A 17,863-nucleotide genomic window follows, 5' to 3' on the forward strand; every position below is an offset into this window, starting at 1 on the left:
TTATATTATGAATTTGTTTAATTATGATAAAAAACCTTTAGCATATAAATACAGACCTAAGGATTTTGATGAGTTTTATGGTCAAGAAAATATAAGAAAAATATTATCTAGAATGCTTGAAAATAATAAAATCATAAGCGCAATATTTTTTGGACCAAGTGGGACTGGTAAAACTACTTTAGCAAAAATAATTTCTAGTAAACTTGGCTATAATTATGTTTATTTAAATGCAATTAAAGCATCGAAAAATGATATAATTGAAATATCTGAAAAATCAAAAAATAGTGTCAATAAGACACTATTGTTTTTTGATGAGATACATAGATTTAATAAATTACAACAAGATTCTTTATTGGAAGATTTAGAAAATGGAAATATAATCTTGATAGGTGCAACAACAGAAAATCCGTATTATTCTCTTAATAGAGCTTTATTATCTAGGGTTCTTTTATTTGAATTTAAAAAATTAGAAGAAAAAGAAATATTTAATATATTAGAAAATATAGCTAAAAAAGAAGAACTTGAGTATAAGGAAGAAATATTAAAATATATTTCTATGATATCAGATGGTGATGCTAGAACTTCTATTAATTTTTTAGAAACTTTAATAAATGCAGATTTTCTAAATTCTAGTATTGAAGAAGTTACAGAATTATTTAATATTAAAGTATTTGCAGATAGATATGATACTATTTCTGCAATGATTAAATCAATAAGAGGTTCTGATCCAGATTCTGCGATATATTGGATGAGTAAATTATTAATAGGTGGAGAAGATCCTATGTATATTGCTAGAAGATTAGTAATTTCTGCAAGCGAAGATATAGGTCTTGCAAATGTACAGGCAATTAATGTTGCAGTTTCTTGTATGCATGCAGTAAAAGAAATTGGAATGCCTGAAGCAAGAATAATTTTATCAGAATGCGTTATATATCTAGCACTTTCACCTAAAAGTAATAGTGCATATATGGCTGTAAATAAATCTATGGCAGATATAGAAGAAAATGGAACTCAAAACGTTCCAATTCATTTAACTAAGGTTGGAGCAAAAAAGTATCTATATCCCCATGATTATGAAAATAATTATGTTGATCAGAATTATATGAATAAGAGGAAAAAATATTATATCCCAGGAAATAATAAGTTTGAAAAAAATATGGAAGAGGTTTGGATTAAAATAAAAGGAGAAAAATAAATGGAAAAATTATTATATATATTATTAACGATATTTGCAGGATTTGTTATTACACTTCAAGGTCCTATAAATGTTGAATTAGGTAAATCTTTAGGTAGTGATTATTGGTCGGCATTTACATCTTTTGCTGTAGGGACTTTATTTATATTGTTATTTATAATACTAACAGGTCAAAAATCACCTGCAATTACTCAGTTTACAACTACTGCATGGTGGAAATATTTAGGTGCAATTACAGGAGCCATTTATGTATTATCAGTAATTACTGTTATACCAGCTTTAGGAGTAGGACTTGCAACTATATTATTAATGTTTTCACAATTAATTATGGCTATGATAATAGATCATTACGGACTTTTTGGATATGCAGTTAAAAGTTTTTCTTTTGAAAGAATGATAGGTGTAATATTAATGTCTGCTGGAATATTTTTAATAAACAGAAAGTAGGTGTTTATGTTTAAAATAGCTTTAGCACCAATGGTAGATAGAACTGATATACATTTTAGAAATTTTATTAGAATGATAAATAACGATATAGAACTATATACAGAAATGATAACTACTCAAGCAATTTTAAATGGTGATAGAGCTAGAATATTAAAAACTACAAAAGTTGAAAACCCTGTAGTCTTACAAATAGCCACATCAAGTTTACAAGAAAGCATTGAAGCTGCAAAATATATTAAACATACATCTTATGATGCTGTTAATATAAATGTTGGGTGTCCATCAGATAGGGTTTCAGGACATAATATGGGAGCTTATCTTATGAGTGAACCAGAACTTGTAAGAGATATTGCACAAGCAGTGAAAGAGTATTCGGGAAAGGTTGTTACTATAAAAAATAGAATTGGAATAGATGGCAGAGGTATTTTAAAAAATGATAGAAAAATAATTAGTTATGAAGAATTATTAGAATTTATTGATATTACTAATGTTAATAAATATATTGTTCATGCTAGAATTGCAATTTTAAAAGGGTTAAGTCCAAAGGAAAATAGGAGTATACCACCACTTGATTATCAAACTGTGTATAGGCTTAAAAAAGATAGACCTAATTTGATGATAGAAATTAATGGGGGTATAAAAACAATAGAAGATATTAAGCTACATCATAATTATGTAGATTCTGTAATGATAGGTAGGGCATTTTATGATAATCCAATGTTAGCAAATGAAATAAATTTATTAAATGGTAAAAATGCCAAAAATCATACAGAAATAGTCAAGTCTATGTTTCACTATGTGAAAAAATTAGAAGAAAACAATGAAAAACCACATCATTTTCTTAGACACACCCTAGGTTTGTTTTACAATATGAAATACAGTAAAATATGGAAAAATATGATTTCTTCCACAAAAGCAACAAGTGAGACTATTCTTGAATTTTTGAATAAAATAAGTTAAAATGTATTGTATAAACGAATTTATAGGAGGACTAGATGAAGATAGTAGTTATAGGTGCAAACCATGCTGGGACAGCAACAGTTAATACAATTTTAGGAAATTATCCAGGTACAGAAGTAGTTGTATTTGATAAAAACAATAACATTAGTTTCTTAGGTTGTGGAATGGCATTATGGATAGGAGATCAAATTGATGGTTCAGATGGATTATTCTATTCAAACAAAGAAAAATTAGAAGCTAATGGTGCTAAAGTTTATATGGAAACTGAAGTATATGACATAGATTTTGAAAATAAGATAGTTTATGCAAAAAGTAAATGTGGAAAAGAATTTGAAGAAAAATACGATAAAGTAATAGTTTCTACAGGATCTTTACCAATTGATTTACCAATAGCTGGAAAAGAATTAGAAAATGTACAATATGTAAAGTTATTCCAAAATGCAGCTGAGGTTATTGAAAAATTAAAAAATCCTGAAATTAAACATGTTACAGTAATTGGTGCTGGCTACATAGGAGTAGAATTAGCTGAAGCATTTGAAAGAAAAGGGAAAAAAGTTAGATTAGTAGATTCTTCTAGTGATTGTTTATCAACTTACTATGATAAAGAGTTCAGAACAAGAATGAATGAACAATTAGCAAGTCATGGTATTGAGTTATCATTTGGAGAAATGTTAAAAGAAATTAAAGGAACGGACGGTAAAGTTTCATCTATAATAACTGATAAATCTGAATATGCAACAGATATGGTAATATTATGTGCAGGATTTAGACCTAACACAGACTTATTAAAAGGAAAAGTTGAATTATTTAGAAATGGAGCATACTTAGTTGATAAAACTCAAAAAACTTCTCAAGAAGATGTTTATGCTATAGGAGATTGTGCGACTATATATGATAACGCTATAGATGCTGTTAATTATATTGCCCTTGCTACAAATGCTGTAAGAAGTGGTATAGTAGCAGCTCATAATGTATGTGGAACTAAATTAGAAGGAATAGGAGTTCAAGGTTCAAATGGAATTTCTGTTTACGGATTAAACATGGTTTCTACAGGATTATCTGAAGAAAATGCTAAGAGATTTGGATTTGAAGTTGAAACAACTACATTTACAGATAATCAAAAACCTGAATTTATGAAAACTGAAAATGATGCAGTAACAGTTAAAATAGTTTATGATAAGAAAAATAGAAGAATTTTAGGAGCTCAAATGGCTTCTACATTAGATATCTCACTTGGATTACATGTGTTCTCACTTGCAATTCAAGAGAAAGTAACTATAGATAAATTTAAGTTACTTGATATATTCTTCTTACCTCACTTTAATAAACCATATAACTATTTCACTATGACTGCATTGGGAGCAAAATAATTATTTTAGGAGGAAACAACAATGAGTAAAGTATTACATTTAGGTGCTGCAGAGCAATTAAAAGAAATTTATAGTAAAGAAAAAGTTGTTTTAGTAGACTTTTTTGCAACTTGGTGTGGACCATGTAAAAGACTTGGACCAGTTTTAGATGAATTAAGTGAAGAAGCTGATTTTCCAATAGTTAAAATAGATGTTGATCAATTTCCTGATTTAGCTGGAGAATACGGAGTAAGAAGTATACCTACATTATTTGTAGTTAAAGATGGAGAAAAAGTTGCAACAGAATTAGGATTTAAAACAAAAGAAGAATTAAATACTTTAGTAAAAAATAATATGTAATTTTATTTAAGATGTGAACTATGTTCACATCTTTTTAATATATACTAATACTTTCTTTTGTGATATAATATAGAAAATATTCTTAGAATTAAGGAGATATATGAAAAGAGAAAAATTTAATATAATAGGTATGCATTGTACAAATTGTGCTTTAAATATTAATAAAAATCTCGAGAAATTAGAAGGAATAGAAAAAGTTAATATTAATCTTATTACTTCTAAAATGACAGTAATATATGATGAAAAACTTATTAGTATTGAAGAAATAGTTGAAGTAGTAGATAAAATAGGTTATGGAATAGAAAAAATAGATAATAATAAAAATAGAGAAAATATTGTAGAAGAAAAAAAAGAATATAGTAGTATTATTTTAATAATTTCAATATTATTAAGTATAGTAATAATGTATTTATCTATGGGATATATGTTAGGTTTTAAAAAGATAAATTATTCATATTTAATACAGATTATTATAACTACAATAGTAATGTTTATGTATAAATTTTATTATTTTTCAGGATTTATAGCACTTAAAAATAATAACTCTAATATGTCAAGTTTAATAGCAGTAAGTACAATTGCCTCTTTTGTATATAGTATATATAATGTTATTCAAGGTAAAAATCATGATTTATACTTTGAATCTATAGTTGTAATATTAACTCTAGTAAGTATAGGGAAGTATATAGAAAGTAGAATTAAAAAAAATGCTACAAAAAGCATTACTAAAATGATTAATTTGACTCCTAAAAAGGCAACAATAATTAAAGAAGGTAAAGAAATAATAATAGATGTAGAAGATTTAGAAATAGATGATGAAGTTTTAATTAAAACAGGAGAAATAATTAGTTGCGATGGTATAGTTTTAGAAGGAAAAGCTTATGTAAATGAATCAGCTATAACAGGTGAGAGCAAATTAATAGAAAAAAATATTAATGATGAAGTAATAGCATCAAGTATTATTGAAAAAGGATATTTAAAAGTAAAGGTTAATAAAGAAAATAATGATACAATAATAGCAAAAATTATTGATCTTGTTGAAGAGGCAACTACAAGTAAAGCTCCAATTGCAAAATTAGCAGATAAGATAAGCGGAGCTTTAGTTCCGATAATATTTGTTATTTCAATTTTAACTTTTATGTTTTGGTTAATAGTGGGAAATGATTTTTCAATTGCAATTAATAGAGCTATTTCTGTACTTGTAATTTCATGTCCTTGTGCATTGGGGATTGCAACTCCAATATCAATAATGATAGGTAGTTTAAAAGGTTCTCAAATAGGAATACTCTTTAAAAGAGCAGAACTTCTTGAAATTATTAAAGAAGCAGGTATAATATTAATGGATAAAACAGGGACACTTACTAAAGGACAGCCTAAGGTAATTGATTTTGTCTCTATTTTAAATGATAATAAAGTAATAGAATATATATATTCTGCTGAAAAAAAATCAGAACATCATCTTGCAACATCTATAGTAAATTATTGCGAGAATTTAAATGTTAATATGGTTAATATTGATGATTTTACTCAAATTGAGGGTAGAGGAATTAATGCTAAAATTAAAAATGATGAATTATTAATAGGAAATGAAAAAATGATGCTAGAAGGAGATGTTGATTTATCTAAATATATTAATGATATTGAAAACTTTTCAAAACAAGGTAAAACTGTTATTTTAGTATCTATTAATAAGGAACTTGTTACTATAATAACCATAGCTGATGAAATTAGAGAAGATGCAAAAGCAACTATTGAAAAATTGAAAAATAGGAATATTAAACCTATTATGTTAACAGGAGATAATATAGAAACAGCTAAATATGTAGCACAATTAGTTGGGATAGAAGAGGTTTATGCAGGCTTATTACCAAATGAAAAATATGATATATTAGTTAATTTACAAAAGAATAATAAGATTATAATGGTTGGTGATGGAATTAATGATGCACCTGCTTTAGCTAAAGCAGATATTGGAATAAGTATAGGTGGATCTACAGATATCGCTATGGAAATATCGGATATAGTATTAATGAAACAAAGACTTATAGATATAATTAATGCGATCAATCTAAGTAATTCTGTTATAAAAAATATAAAATTTAGTCTTTTTTGGGCTTTCATATATAATATTATAGGTATTGTATTAGCTATGGGATTATTTGTTAAATTTGGTTTAACATTAAATCCAATGTTTGCAGCATTTGCTATGAGCTTAAGCTCTATATGTATTTTATTAAATGCAATGACATTAAAATTATTTAAAGGAGAAAATGAATGAAGATAATGAATAAAGAATATTTTGAAAGTTTTGATGGTTTAAAAATTCCGTATACTTCATTTGAAAGTGGTAATACAAAAAAAATATTAATGTTACATGGATTATATGAATATATAGATAGATACTATGAATTTGCAACTAAACTTAATGAAGCAGGATATGATGTATATGTTTTTGAATATAGAGGACATGGAGAGCTTAGAAAAGGAAATGTTGCAGATTTTGGAGATAAAGGTATTACAGGTGTTTTAAATGATATTAAATTATTTATTAAACATAAACTTAATGATACATCTAATGAAAATATTTTTCTAATAGGTAAAGGACTTGGAGGGTTATTATCCCTATATTTACAAGAAGACATGCAATTAAAAAATTCTATATTAATTTCAATGCCTATAGAAAAGAGATTTTCAATTTTTATGGGTAGAATAATAACTAAAATAGAAATGAAACTTGGATTAAAAAATAGTCTTGTCACTAAATTCATGATGAAAACACTTAATAGATCTTTTATTAAAGAAGGTAAATCATCTTGGCTAAATAGAGATAAAGAAGTTGTAATGTCATATTTAAATGATGAAAATTATTTAAAACAAGCTTCTGCAAGATCATATAATAATGTGTTATCACTTACTGCATTTGTAAAATCAAATATCAAAAAAATTAGTGAAAATGCTAATATATTTATAGTATTTGGAACTAGGGATGCATTGGTATCTGAAACAAAACTAAAAAAATATATGCAAAAAATAAATAATGGTAAAAATAATATTAAATTTTTAAAAGTTAAAAAAGCAAGACATGATATTTTATTTGAGTTAAATAAAGATAAAATAGTAGAAGAAATAATAAAATATATGGATGGTATAAATAATGGAAATTAATGTATTATCTCCAGTAGATGGGACTATATTAGGTAGTGTAAAAAAAATGAGTCAAGAAGATGTTGATAGAATATATATTAATGCACGTAAATCATTTAAAGAATGGAAAGAATTATCTACTGCTAAAAGATTGGAAATCATGTATAGAGCCTCTGATATTTTAGAAGAAAATAAGGAAGCAATTGCAACTTTGATGAGTAAAGAAATTTCTAAACCATTTAAAGATTCTTTAACTGAAATTGAAAGAACAGTGGGATTAATTAAATATTCAGCAGAAGAAGGAATGAGAATTTTTGGAGAAGTTTATGAAGGTAAAAATTACGATGAAACTTCTAAAAATAAAGTTGCTATTGTTAGAAGAGAACCTGTAGGTATTGTGTTAGCTATATCTCCATTTAATTATCCTGTTAATTTAGCAGCTTCTAAAATTGTTCCAGCATTAATTTCTGGAAATATAGTTGTATTTAAACCTGCAAGCCAAGGAGTATTATCGGCTATAGAATTAGTAAAATGTTTTGAAAAAGCAGGAATACCAGAAGGAGTATTACAAGTTGTAACTGGTAAAGGTTCAGAAATTGGAGATTATTTAAATACTCACAAGGAAATAGATTTTATTAACTTTACTGGAAGTACAGCTGTTGGTGAGAGAATAAGTATTCAAGCAAAAATGAAACCAATATTACTAGAACTTGGAGGAAAAGATGCTGCAATAGTACTTGAAGATGCTAATTTAGATAAAGCTGCAAATGATATTGTTTCAGGAGCATTTTCATATTCAGGACAAAGATGTACTGCAATAAAGAGAGTTTTAGTAATGGAAAATGTTGCAGATGAATTAGTTGAAAAAATTAAAAATAAAATATTGAACTTAAAAGTTGGAAATCCTTTTGAAGATGTTGTTATAACACCTTTAATTGATGAAAAGAGTGCAATTTTTGTTGAAAATTTAATTGTAGATGCAATAAAAAAAGGAGCTAAAGCATTAACGGAAATTAAAAGAGAAAAAAATTTAATGTATCCAGTTTTACTTGATAATGTAAATATTGAAATGGATATAGCTTGGGAAGAACCATTTGGACCAGTTTTACCAATTATTAGAGTAAAGAGTGAAAATGAAGCATTAGAGATAGCAAATAAATCAGAATATGGATTACAAAGTTCTATTTTTACAAATAGTATTGAAAAAGCATTTAAGTTTGCAAATGAATTAGAAGTTGGAACAGTGCATATTAATAATAAGACACAACGTGGACCAGATAATTTCCCATTTTTAGGAATTAAAAATTCTGGAGCTGGTGTGCAAGGAATTAGACATAGTATTCTTTCAATGACAAAAATAAAAACAATAGTGTTAGATATGTAATGGAGGTAAAAATGAAATATTATGGTGGAATTGATTTAGGGGGAACAAATTCAAAAATAGGTATTTTAGATGAAAATGGTAATATTATTTATTCAGTAATAGTTAAAACTGAATCTGATTTAGGATATAAAGAAACAGTCAAAAAATTATCGGACTGCATAAAGTCTGGATTAGAAAAAAATGGAATAAATTATGATGATTTTATTTCATTAGGAATAGGTGTTCCTGGACCGACTGTTAATAAATCAACAGTATTAATGTGGGCTAATTTTTCTTGGCCTGAAAATCTAAATTTAGCAATTGAATTTGAAAATCAATTATCAAGACCAGTATACATAGATAACGATGTTAATATTATTACACTTGGAGAATTATGGGTTGGTGCAGCAAAGGGATATAAAAATGTTTTAGGTATGGCAATAGGAACTGGAATTGGTGGAGGAATAGTAGTAAATGGTGAAATTATTTCAGGGAAAAATGGTGCCTCAGGAGAAATTGGACATATTTCTTTAGAGAAAAAAGGTAGATTATGTGGTTGCGGTAAAAGGGGTTGTTTTGAAGCTTATGCATCAGCGACAGGTATTGAAAGAATAGCTAAGGATAGATTGCAAGTTAATAAAAATAATATGTTATATAATTTAACCAAAGATAGAACACCAGAAGCAAAAGATGTTTTTGAATGTGCAAAACAGGGAGATAAATTATCTATAGATATAGTTGAAGAAACAGCAGAATATCTTGCTATGGGAATAGGGTCATCTCTTTCTATACTTGATTCTGATATAGTAATTATAGGTGGTGGAGTTGCACTTGCTGGAGAATTTTTGATAGATAAAATAAAGAAATATTTACCTGAGTACTTAATTAGGTCTATTGAGAAAAATATTGAAATAAAAATCGCAAGACTTGGTAATGATGCAGGAATTTATGGAGCAGCATATCTAGCAATGCAGTCAATAAAATAGGAGTGTGAAATAAATGAATACAGGATCGTCCATATTGCCCCAGATATTATTAATAATAATATTGATATTAATTAATGCTTTTTTCTCTGGAAGTGAGATGGCAATAATTTCTATTAATAAAAATAGATTAAAAATATTAATTGATGAAGGAAATAAGAAGGCTTTAAAATTAGAAAAGCTTATGGAAGAGCCATCTAATTTGTTATCTACTATACAAATAGGAATAACTTTAGCTGGATTCTTAGCATCGGCTTCAGCAGCAATTTCATTATCGGACTTTTTAGCTTTTTTTTTAAATAAGCTGTCTTTTCCATATTATCAGCAAGTATCTGTGGTACTTGTAACATTGATGTTATCATATTTATCTTTAGTATTTGGTGAGTTAATACCTAAAAGGTTAGCACTTTTAAATCCTGAAAGAATTGCTCTTGCTAATATAAATATAATATTGTTTGTGTACAAATTATTTATACCTTTTATTAAGGTATTATCTTTTTCGACCAATTTATTTTTAAGAATATTTAAAATTAATGAAAATGATAATTTAGAAATTGTAAGTAAACAAGAAATAAAAATGATAGTAAATGATAGTGATATTAAAGATACAGAAAGAGCAATGATAGAAAGAATAATAGACTTTGAAGACAAGGTGGCTAGGGAAATTATGATACCTAGGACTTCAATGTTTGCAATAGATATTGATTCTAATGTTCAAGAAATATTTTCATTTGATGACTTAATTAGATTTTCTAGAATACCAGTTTATAGAGAAGATTTAGATAATATTGTTGGTATTTTACATACTAAAAGTTTACTAAAGAAAGCATATGAGGTTGGTTTTGAAAATATTAAAATTAATGAAATTCTTCAAGAAGCGTATTTTGTACCTGAAACTAAAAAAATACAGGCATTATTTGTAGAAATGAAAACCTTAAAAAAACATATTGCAATATTAATTGATGAATATGGTGGTGTATCAGGTATAGTTACACTAGAGGATTTACTTGAAGAAATAGTTGGCAATATTAATGATGAATATGACTTAGAAAATGAAGATATTCAAAAGATATCTGAGAATAAATACATGATTAATTCATCTATAAGTTTAAATGATTTCAATGATTATTTTAATTTTAATATTGAATCTAATCATTATGATTCATTAAATGGAATATTGATTGAAAAATTAGGATTTATACCTTTGGATAATAAAATAGATGATATAATTTTTGATGAATTTAAAATAAAAATACTTAAAGTAAATAATAAAAGAATAGAAAAGGTTATTTTAGAAATAATATAAGAGGTGAAGTTATGAAAATATTAGTATTAAATAGTGGTAGTTCATCTTTAAAATTCTCTGTAATTGATACTGCTGTTGAAAAAATAATGATAAAAGGTTTATGTGAAAGAATAGGTATAGAAAATTCAAGATTTAGTATTAAAAATTTTGTTAAAAATAATAAAATAGACAAAGTTCCTGAATTATTTCCTAATCATAAAAGAGCTTTAGAATTTGTTTTAAATGTACTAGTGGACAATGAATTTGGAGTTTTTGATGATGTAAGTCAAATACAGGCTATAGGTCATAGAGTAGTACATGGAGGAGAAGATTTTGTAGAACCACTATTAATAAATGATAAAAATATAATTTTACTAGAAAATATTTCATCATTAGCACCTTTGCATAATCCAGCTAATATTATGGGAATTAAGGTAATGAGAGAATTATTACCTAAAACACCTAATGTAGCTGTATTTGATACTGCTTTTCATTCAAGTATGTCAGCTAAATCATATATGTATGCAATTCCTTATGAAGAATATGAAAAATTAAAAATTAGAAAATACGGTTTCCATGGGACTAGTCATAAGTATGTATCTAAGGTTGCTGAAAAGTTATTACTTGAAAAAGGAGTTAAAAAACCTTATGGGGGATATAAGATAATAAGTTGTCATTTGGGTAATGGTGCTTCAATTACAGCTATTAAAGATGGTAAAGTTTTAGATACATCTATGGGATTTACACCACTTGCAGGTCTTGTAATGGGAACTCGTTGTGGAGATATTGATCCATCTATAATTTTATATATTATGGAAAAATATAATTTGTCTATTGAAGAAATGAGTCAAAAATTAAATAAAAGATCAGGAGTTTTAGGAATATTTGGTAAAAGTTCTGATAATAGGGAATTAACAGAAGCTATGTTAAATGGTGATGAGAGAGCAAAATTGGCTTTTGATATGATGACATATAGTATACAAAAATATATTGGTTCATATTATGTTCTTTTACAAGGTGTTGATGCAATTATTTTCACTGGTGGTATAGGAGAAAATTCAAGTGAAACAAGACAAAAAGTATGTGAAAATTTAGATTTTATAGGAGTAAATCTTGATTATGAAAAAAATAAGATAAGACAATCTGGAGATGTAGATTTAAGTACAGAAGCTTCAAAAACAAGTATATTTAAAATAGGGACAAATGAAGAATTGATGATTTCTATTGAAACATATAATTTGTTGAAAGGTTAGAGAAGGAGAATATATGATAAAACTTATTGCAACAGATATGGATGGGACTTTATTAAATAGTGAACATAAAATTGCAGAAAGAAATATAGAATTTATATTAAAATTACAAGAAGAAAAGAATATATTTGTTCTAGCAAGCGGTAGACCAACTTATGCCATGATTGATTTTGCTAAACAACTTAAAATGGATAAATTTGGTGGATATATAATATCATTTAATGGTGGAGAAATAATAGATTGTAAAAATTGGGAAAAAATATATGAAGTAGGTATGGATAAGGAAGATATTATAGGTATATATAACTATGCTATGGAAAATAATTTATCTTTTTTAACATACAATGGAGACACTATATTTGTAAATGAAATTAATGAATATACAAGTGTTGAGATAGATATTACAGAAGGAAAAGTTAAAATAATAAATGATATAGAAGAAATAGATTTTGATAATGTTGTTAAATGTATGTTATTATCTAGTCCAGAAAATTTACTTAATCATGAAAACATACTTAAAAAAAGTAAATTTTCAGAAAAATTATTTTTCGCTAAATCATTCCCTATATTTTTAGAAATAGTAAATAAGAATATAAATAAAGGGAAAACGTTACATAAGCTATTAGATATATTAGGTATGAATAAAAAGGACACTATATCTGTTGGGGATAGCTATAATGATATACCATTATTTGAAGCAAGTGAGTTTAAAGTTGCACCTAGTAATGCTAAATTAGAAATAAAAGAAATGGCTGATTATGTAGGAGTAAGTAATGATGAAGGTATACTTGCAGATATGATTGAAAAATTTATATTAATTAAGTAAACACGAGGTTTTGACTATTTACAAGCTAAGTGAAATATGATATTATTACATATAGAATGAAAAAAATGGAGGAATAAAATGAGAAAAATTATCGTTGCAGGAAACTGGAAAATGAATAAAACTAGAACTGAAACAGAAAAATTCTTTAAAGAATTATTACCATTAGTAGAAGGAAAAAACGTTGAAATAGTTGTAGCAACACCGTTTACAAGCTTAGAAACTGCTGTTAGAGAAACAAAAAATTCTAATATTAAAATCGCAGCTCAAAACATGAATCCTAAAGATAGTGGAGCATACACTGGAGAAATTTCTCCTTTAATGTTAAAAGACTTAGGTGTTGAATATGTATTAGTGGGACATTCTGAAAGAAGAGAATACTATAAAGAATGTAATAAATTTATTAATGAAAAAGTTCTTGCAGCTATACATAATGACTTAAGACCTATATTATGTTTTGGTGAAACTTTAGAACAAAGAGAATCTAACATAACTGAAAAAGTTGTTGAAGAGCAATTAAGAGAAGGATTAAAAGACGTTTGTGAAAAAGGTATACTTAAAGTAGTATTAGCATATGAACCAGTGTGGGCAATTGGAACTGGTAAAACAGCAACTGCTGAACAAGCACAAGAAGTTCACGCTTTTATTAGAAATTTATTAGTAGATATGTATGGATCTGAGATTGCAAATGAAATAACTGTGCAATATGGAGGATCTATGAAGCCTGAAAATGCATTAGAATTAATGTCACAAAATGATATTGATGGTGGATTAATTGGTGGAGCAGCATTAGAACCTGTTAGTTTTGCTAAACTTGTAGAAGCTGGTTCTCAAATATAAGGAGGATTGAATAATGAAAACATTATTAGTAGTCTTATTAGTAATATTAGCAGTTATTTTAATAGGAGTTATTTTAATTCAACCAGATAGAAGTCGTGGTATCGCTAAAACTGCGAATGTATTAGACCAAGAAAAAGAAGGTATAGAAAAGTTTACAGAATATGTTGCTTTTTTATTCTTGTTTGTTGCAATTTTACATAATATTATTAGATAAATGCGATAAAATCAAAGATTTATACTACTTTAAACTTGACAAAGAAAAAAAAAAGTGTATAATAATATTGATTATAAAACAAGGAGGAAATGTTAATGTCAAAAAAAGGATTTGTTGAAGAATACGCTAAATTAACTGGAGAAACTAAAAAAAGATCTGAAGAGTTAGTTAATGCTTTTTTAGAAACAGTTGAAAACTTAGTTATTAAAGGTGAAGATGTTCAATTCGTTGGTTGGGGATCATTTAAAGTTCAAGAGAGAAAAGAAAGAGAAGGAATTAATCCTAAAACTCAAAAAGAAATCAAAATACCTGCTAAAAAAGTGTTAAAATTCAAAGTTGGTAAAAAATTCGCTGAAAAAGTTTCAAAAGCAAAATAATAACAAAATAATTTATATATAAAACTACATTTTATTGTGTAGTTTTTTTATTTTACATAAAAAATAAAATGTACATTTTTTATTTGTTTTATAATTCAATTTATAAGTTTTATGCAAACGGTTTAATGCTTGACAAATCAAGCTGAATATTATAAAATGTAGTCATATTATTATTGGAGGAAATCATGGATAAAAAGATGTTGAAAGATAAAATTCTATTATCTTTAAGAAGACAGTATAGTAAAACTCTAGATGAAGCTAAAGAATATGAGATATATTATGCAGTTGCTAGAGCAACTATGGATGAAATAACTGAACATTGGTACAATACTAAAAAAACTAGACAACAAGATCAAGTTAAACAAATGTATTATTTATCAGCAGAGTTCTTAATGGGAAGATACATGAGTAATAACTTAATTAATTTGAGATATAATGATGTTATGAAAGAAGTATTAGAAGAATTAGGTATAGATATTAATAAATTAGAAGATTATGAAATGGATGCTGGACTTGGAAATGGTGGATTAGGAAGACTTGCAGCATGCTTTTTAGATTCACTTGCAACTTTAGGATTACCTGGACATGGATATGGATTAAGATATAAATATGGGATGTTTGAACAAAAAATAGAAAATGGATTTCAAGTTGAATATCCAGATAATTGGCAACAATATGGAACACCTTGGTGTATAAAAAGAGAAGATAGAGTATTTGAAATTAAATTTGGTGGAGATATAGAGATACATAGAGATGAAGTAGGGAAAGAATATTTCAAGAGAGTGAATACAGAAAATGTATTAGCTGTTGCATATGATGTTCCTGTAATTGGTTATGGAAATAATGTAATTAATACTTTGAGATTATGGGAAGCAAGATCACCTGAAGGATTTGATTTAAAATTATTTAATTCTCAAAACTATATCTTAGCTTCTGAAAAAGAAGTTAGAGCTCAAGATATTTCAAGAGTACTATATCCAAATGATACAGAAAGAGAAGGTAAAATTTTAAGACTTAAACAACAATTTTTCTTTACATCTGCTTCATTACAAGATATTATTAGAAGACATAAGTCAACATTTGGAAATAATTTTGCAATATTACCAGAAAAAGTTGCAATACAATTAAATGATACTCATCCAGTTGTTGCAATTCCAGAATTAATGAGAATATTACTTGACCAAGAAAAATTAAGTTGGGATGAAGCATGGGAAATTTGTAAGAAAGTATTTGCATATACTAACCATACAATTTTATCAGAAGCTTTAGAAAAATGGGAAATAAATATATTTAGACCATTATTACCAAGAATTTATCAAATAATTGAAGAAATTAACAGAAGATTTTTAATAGAACTTTCTCAAAAAGTTAATGGAGATTATGAAAAGATTGAAAGAATGAGTATAATAGGAGAAGACAAAGTTAAAATGGCATGGCTTGCTATAGTTGGATCACATGCTGTAAACGGAGTTGCACAATTACATACAGAAATTCTAAAAAATCAAGAATTAAAAGATTGGTATGAACTATATCCAGAAAAATTCCAAAATAAGACAAATGGAGTTACTCAAAGAAGATGGTTATTAAATGCTAACCCTAAACTTGCTTCATTAATAACAGAATTAATTGGAGATAAATGGATAGTTGATTTAGCAGAACTTAAAAAATTAGAAGCATATTTAGATGATGAAAATGTATTAAATAGATTATCTGACATTAAGAAAGAAAATAAAATTAAATTAGCTAAATATATTAAAGATACTACAGGTGTAGAAGTAGATGTTAATTCAATTTTTGATATTCAAGTTAAGAGATTACATGAATATAAACGTCAATTGTTAAATATTTTACATATTATGGATTTATATAATAAATTAAAAGAAAATCCATTATTAGATGTAACACCTCGTACATTTATATTTGGAGCAAAGGCAGCTCCAGGTTATAGAAGAGCTAAAGGTATTATTAAGCTTATTAACACTGTTGCTGAAATAATTAATAATGATACAAGTATTAATAATAAAATTAAGGTTGTATTCTTAGAAAATTATAGAGTTTCTCTTGCAGAAAAAATATTCCCAGCAGCTGATATTTCAGAACAAATATCAACGGCAGGAAAGGAAGCATCAGGTACAGGTAATATGAAATTTATGTTAAATGGTGCATTAACTTTAGGAACATTAGATGGAGCTAATGTTGAAATAGTTGAAGAAGTTGGAACAGAAAATGCATATATATTTGGTCTAAAAGCTGATGAAGTTGCAAGACTTGAAGGATATGGTAAATATGATCCAAGAGTTGATTATGAAATAGTGGAAGGTCTTAAAAAGGTAGTTGAACAATTAATTGATGGTACATATGATGATTCTCATACAGGAATATTTAGAGAATTATACAATTCATTATTAAATGGTGTTGAAGGAAATAGAGCAGACGTATACTTTGTATTAAAAGATTTTGCAGATTATAGAAAAGCACAAGAAAAAATTAGTAAAGATTATAAAGATCAAAAAACTTGGTTAAGAAAATCATTGATAAATATAGCTAATGGAGGTAAGTTTAGTTCAGATAGAACTATATTAGATTATGCTGAGAATATATGGAATATTGAAAAATGCTTGCCAAGAAATTACATTTCAGAATAAATAATTATTTAGTCCTATAATTTTAATTATAGGACTTTTTATTTACACACATATTTTTAAAATATTATCGGTCTTTTAATAAAAAAAATAGTAAAAATATTGACTTTAAATGATTTTTGTGGTATAAACTAGTAAAAGGTGGTAAAAAATGGTTTAAAGTGGTAAATTTTGAAAAGGAGGTGTAATGAGTGTTTATTGGTGAATATAGTTGTAGTGTAGATACTAAAGGTCGTTTAATGTTACCAGCTAAATTTAGAGAATTGTTAAATGGAGAAAATTTCTATATAACTAGAGGTATTAACGGACAGATTGATTTATATAATCTTGAAAACTGGAAAGAAATTGTAGAAAAATTATCTAAAATTAAGCAAACAGATGAAAAAGCGACTAAATTTAAAAGATTTATTATAGGATCAGCACAGGAAATAGAACTTGATAGCCATGGAAGACTTACAGTTACATCAACTTTAAAAAAATATGCCGAATTATCAAAAAAAGCCACAGTAATAGGTATGGGAAATAAAATTGAAATATGGGATAGTGAAAAACTAGATATTTATAGAGAAGATGAAGATATAAATGAAATAATGGAAGAAATAGATATAGACTTCTAAGAAAAGGACGGTAT

17 protein-coding genes are annotated in these 17,863 nt (G+C 26.6%); all 17 read left to right on the forward strand.

All coding sequences use genetic code 11. The features are described from left to right. The first annotated feature begins 7 nt into the window (after positions 1–7). Positions 8–1,195, forward strand: a complete 1,188-nt coding sequence (locus tag BUE91_RS05680) for a replication-associated recombination protein A (RefSeq protein WP_073508233.1) — start codon at positions 8–10, stop codon at positions 1,193–1,195. Continuing rightward, complete coding sequence (locus tag BUE91_RS05685; RefSeq protein WP_073508234.1) at positions 1,196–1,642, forward strand: DMT family transporter; 447 nt, start codon at positions 1,196–1,198, stop codon at positions 1,640–1,642. A gap of 6 nt (positions 1,643–1,648) precedes the next feature. Then, positions 1,649–2,602, forward strand: coding sequence for a tRNA dihydrouridine(20/20a) synthase DusA (gene dusA, locus BUE91_RS05690; protein ID WP_073508235.1), 954 nt, complete (start codon positions 1,649–1,651; stop codon positions 2,600–2,602). A 35-nt stretch (positions 2,603–2,637) separates the two neighbouring features. Then, complete coding sequence (gene nox / locus BUE91_RS05695; RefSeq protein ID WP_073508236.1) at positions 2,638–3,972, forward strand: H2O-forming NADH oxidase; 1,335 nt, start codon at positions 2,638–2,640, stop codon at positions 3,970–3,972. 21 nt (positions 3,973–3,993) lie between these two features. Further along, positions 3,994–4,311 carry a thioredoxin gene (gene trxA, locus BUE91_RS05700; RefSeq protein ID WP_073508237.1) on the forward strand — a complete coding sequence of 106 codons (318 nt, stop codon included), beginning with the start codon at positions 3,994–3,996 and terminating at the stop codon, positions 4,309–4,311. Positions 4,312–4,411: 100 nt separating this feature from the next. Beyond that, positions 4,412–6,589, forward strand: coding sequence for a heavy metal translocating P-type ATPase (locus BUE91_RS05705; protein WP_073508238.1), 2,178 nt, complete (start codon positions 4,412–4,414; stop codon positions 6,587–6,589). Further along, the gene (locus tag BUE91_RS05710; RefSeq protein WP_066900016.1) at positions 6,586–7,476 is read left to right on the forward strand and encodes an alpha/beta fold hydrolase; all 891 of its coding nucleotides are present in this window, start codon (positions 6,586–6,588) and stop codon (positions 7,474–7,476) included. The genes BUE91_RS05705 and BUE91_RS05710 overlap by 4 nt, the downstream gene beginning before the upstream one ends. Further along, positions 7,466–8,839: an NADP-dependent glyceraldehyde-3-phosphate dehydrogenase gene (locus tag BUE91_RS05715; protein ID WP_073508239.1), complete on the forward strand. Its 1,374-nt coding sequence runs from the start codon at positions 7,466–7,468 to the stop codon at positions 8,837–8,839. The genes BUE91_RS05710 and BUE91_RS05715 overlap by 11 nt, the downstream gene beginning before the upstream one ends. Positions 8,840–8,850: 11 nt before the next feature. Then, entirely contained in the window at positions 8,851–9,804 is a 954-nt protein-coding gene (locus tag BUE91_RS05720) for an ROK family protein (RefSeq protein ID WP_073508240.1), read from the forward strand. 13 nt (positions 9,805–9,817) lie between these two features. After that, complete coding sequence (locus BUE91_RS05725; protein WP_066900021.1) at positions 9,818–11,107, forward strand: hemolysin family protein; 1,290 nt, start codon at positions 9,818–9,820, stop codon at positions 11,105–11,107. Between the two features lie 11 nt (positions 11,108–11,118). Continuing rightward, positions 11,119–12,339: an acetate/propionate family kinase gene (locus BUE91_RS05730; RefSeq protein WP_066900023.1), complete on the forward strand. Its 1,221-nt coding sequence runs from the start codon at positions 11,119–11,121 to the stop codon at positions 12,337–12,339. A 13-nt stretch (positions 12,340–12,352) separates the two neighbouring features. Next, positions 12,353–13,162, forward strand: a complete 810-nt coding sequence (locus tag BUE91_RS05735; protein ID WP_073508241.1) for a Cof-type HAD-IIB family hydrolase — start codon at positions 12,353–12,355, stop codon at positions 13,160–13,162. Between the two features lie 78 nt (positions 13,163–13,240). Then, the gene (gene tpiA / locus BUE91_RS05740; protein WP_073508242.1) at positions 13,241–13,999 is read left to right on the forward strand and encodes a triose-phosphate isomerase; all 759 of its coding nucleotides are present in this window, start codon (positions 13,241–13,243) and stop codon (positions 13,997–13,999) included. Between the two features lie 13 nt (positions 14,000–14,012). Next, complete coding sequence (locus tag BUE91_RS05745) at positions 14,013–14,213, forward strand: preprotein translocase subunit SecG (protein WP_172793516.1); 201 nt, start codon at positions 14,013–14,015, stop codon at positions 14,211–14,213. Positions 14,214–14,308: 95 nt separating this feature from the next. Further along, positions 14,309–14,590: an HU family DNA-binding protein gene (locus tag BUE91_RS05750; RefSeq protein WP_066900030.1), complete on the forward strand. Its 282-nt coding sequence runs from the start codon at positions 14,309–14,311 to the stop codon at positions 14,588–14,590. Between the two features lie 185 nt (positions 14,591–14,775). Continuing rightward, complete coding sequence (locus tag BUE91_RS05755; RefSeq protein WP_180370666.1) at positions 14,776–17,235, forward strand: glycogen/starch/alpha-glucan phosphorylase; 2,460 nt, start codon at positions 14,776–14,778, stop codon at positions 17,233–17,235. Positions 17,236–17,423: 188 nt separating this feature from the next. Then, complete coding sequence (gene mraZ / locus BUE91_RS05760; RefSeq protein WP_066900034.1) at positions 17,424–17,849, forward strand: division/cell wall cluster transcriptional repressor MraZ; 426 nt, start codon at positions 17,424–17,426, stop codon at positions 17,847–17,849. Positions 17,850–17,863: the final 14 nt, after the last annotated feature.

The organism is Streptobacillus notomytis (genome assembly GCF_001902585.1).
Classification (GTDB): domain Bacteria; phylum Fusobacteriota; class Fusobacteriia; order Fusobacteriales; family Leptotrichiaceae; genus Streptobacillus; species Streptobacillus notomytis.

Bases quoted from the DNA above. Each gene is read 5' to 3' on its own strand.
- BUE91_RS05715 (WP_073508239.1), top strand. From the start codon at position 7,466: ATGGAAATTAATGTATTATCTCCAGTAGATGGGACTATATTAGGTAGT.
- BUE91_RS05725 (WP_066900021.1), top strand. From the start codon at position 9,818: ATGAATACAGGATCGTCCATATTGCCCCAGATATTATTAATAATAATA.
- BUE91_RS05720 (WP_073508240.1), top strand. From the start codon at position 8,851: ATGAAATATTATGGTGGAATTGATTTAGGGGGAACAAATTCAAAAATA.
- BUE91_RS05705 (WP_073508238.1), top strand. From the start codon at position 4,412: ATGAAAAGAGAAAAATTTAATATAATAGGTATGCATTGTACAAATTGT.
- BUE91_RS05755 (WP_180370666.1), top strand. From the start codon at position 14,776: ATGGATAAAAAGATGTTGAAAGATAAAATTCTATTATCTTTAAGAAGA.
- BUE91_RS05680 (WP_073508233.1), top strand. From the start codon at position 8: ATGAATTTGTTTAATTATGATAAAAAACCTTTAGCATATAAATACAGA.
- BUE91_RS05735 (WP_073508241.1), top strand. From the start codon at position 12,353: ATGATAAAACTTATTGCAACAGATATGGATGGGACTTTATTAAATAGT.
- trxA (WP_073508237.1), top strand. From the start codon at position 3,994: ATGAGTAAAGTATTACATTTAGGTGCTGCAGAGCAATTAAAAGAAATT.
- BUE91_RS05710 (WP_066900016.1), top strand. From the start codon at position 6,586: ATGAAGATAATGAATAAAGAATATTTTGAAAGTTTTGATGGTTTAAAA.
- BUE91_RS05750 (WP_066900030.1), top strand. From the start codon at position 14,309: ATGTCAAAAAAAGGATTTGTTGAAGAATACGCTAAATTAACTGGAGAA.
- BUE91_RS05745 (WP_172793516.1), top strand. From the start codon at position 14,013: ATGAAAACATTATTAGTAGTCTTATTAGTAATATTAGCAGTTATTTTA.
- BUE91_RS05730 (WP_066900023.1), top strand. From the start codon at position 11,119: ATGAAAATATTAGTATTAAATAGTGGTAGTTCATCTTTAAAATTCTCT.
- BUE91_RS05685 (WP_073508234.1), top strand. From the start codon at position 1,196: ATGGAAAAATTATTATATATATTATTAACGATATTTGCAGGATTTGTT.
- nox (WP_073508236.1), top strand. From the start codon at position 2,638: ATGAAGATAGTAGTTATAGGTGCAAACCATGCTGGGACAGCAACAGTT.
- dusA (WP_073508235.1), top strand. From the start codon at position 1,649: ATGTTTAAAATAGCTTTAGCACCAATGGTAGATAGAACTGATATACAT.
- tpiA (WP_073508242.1), top strand. From the start codon at position 13,241: ATGAGAAAAATTATCGTTGCAGGAAACTGGAAAATGAATAAAACTAGA.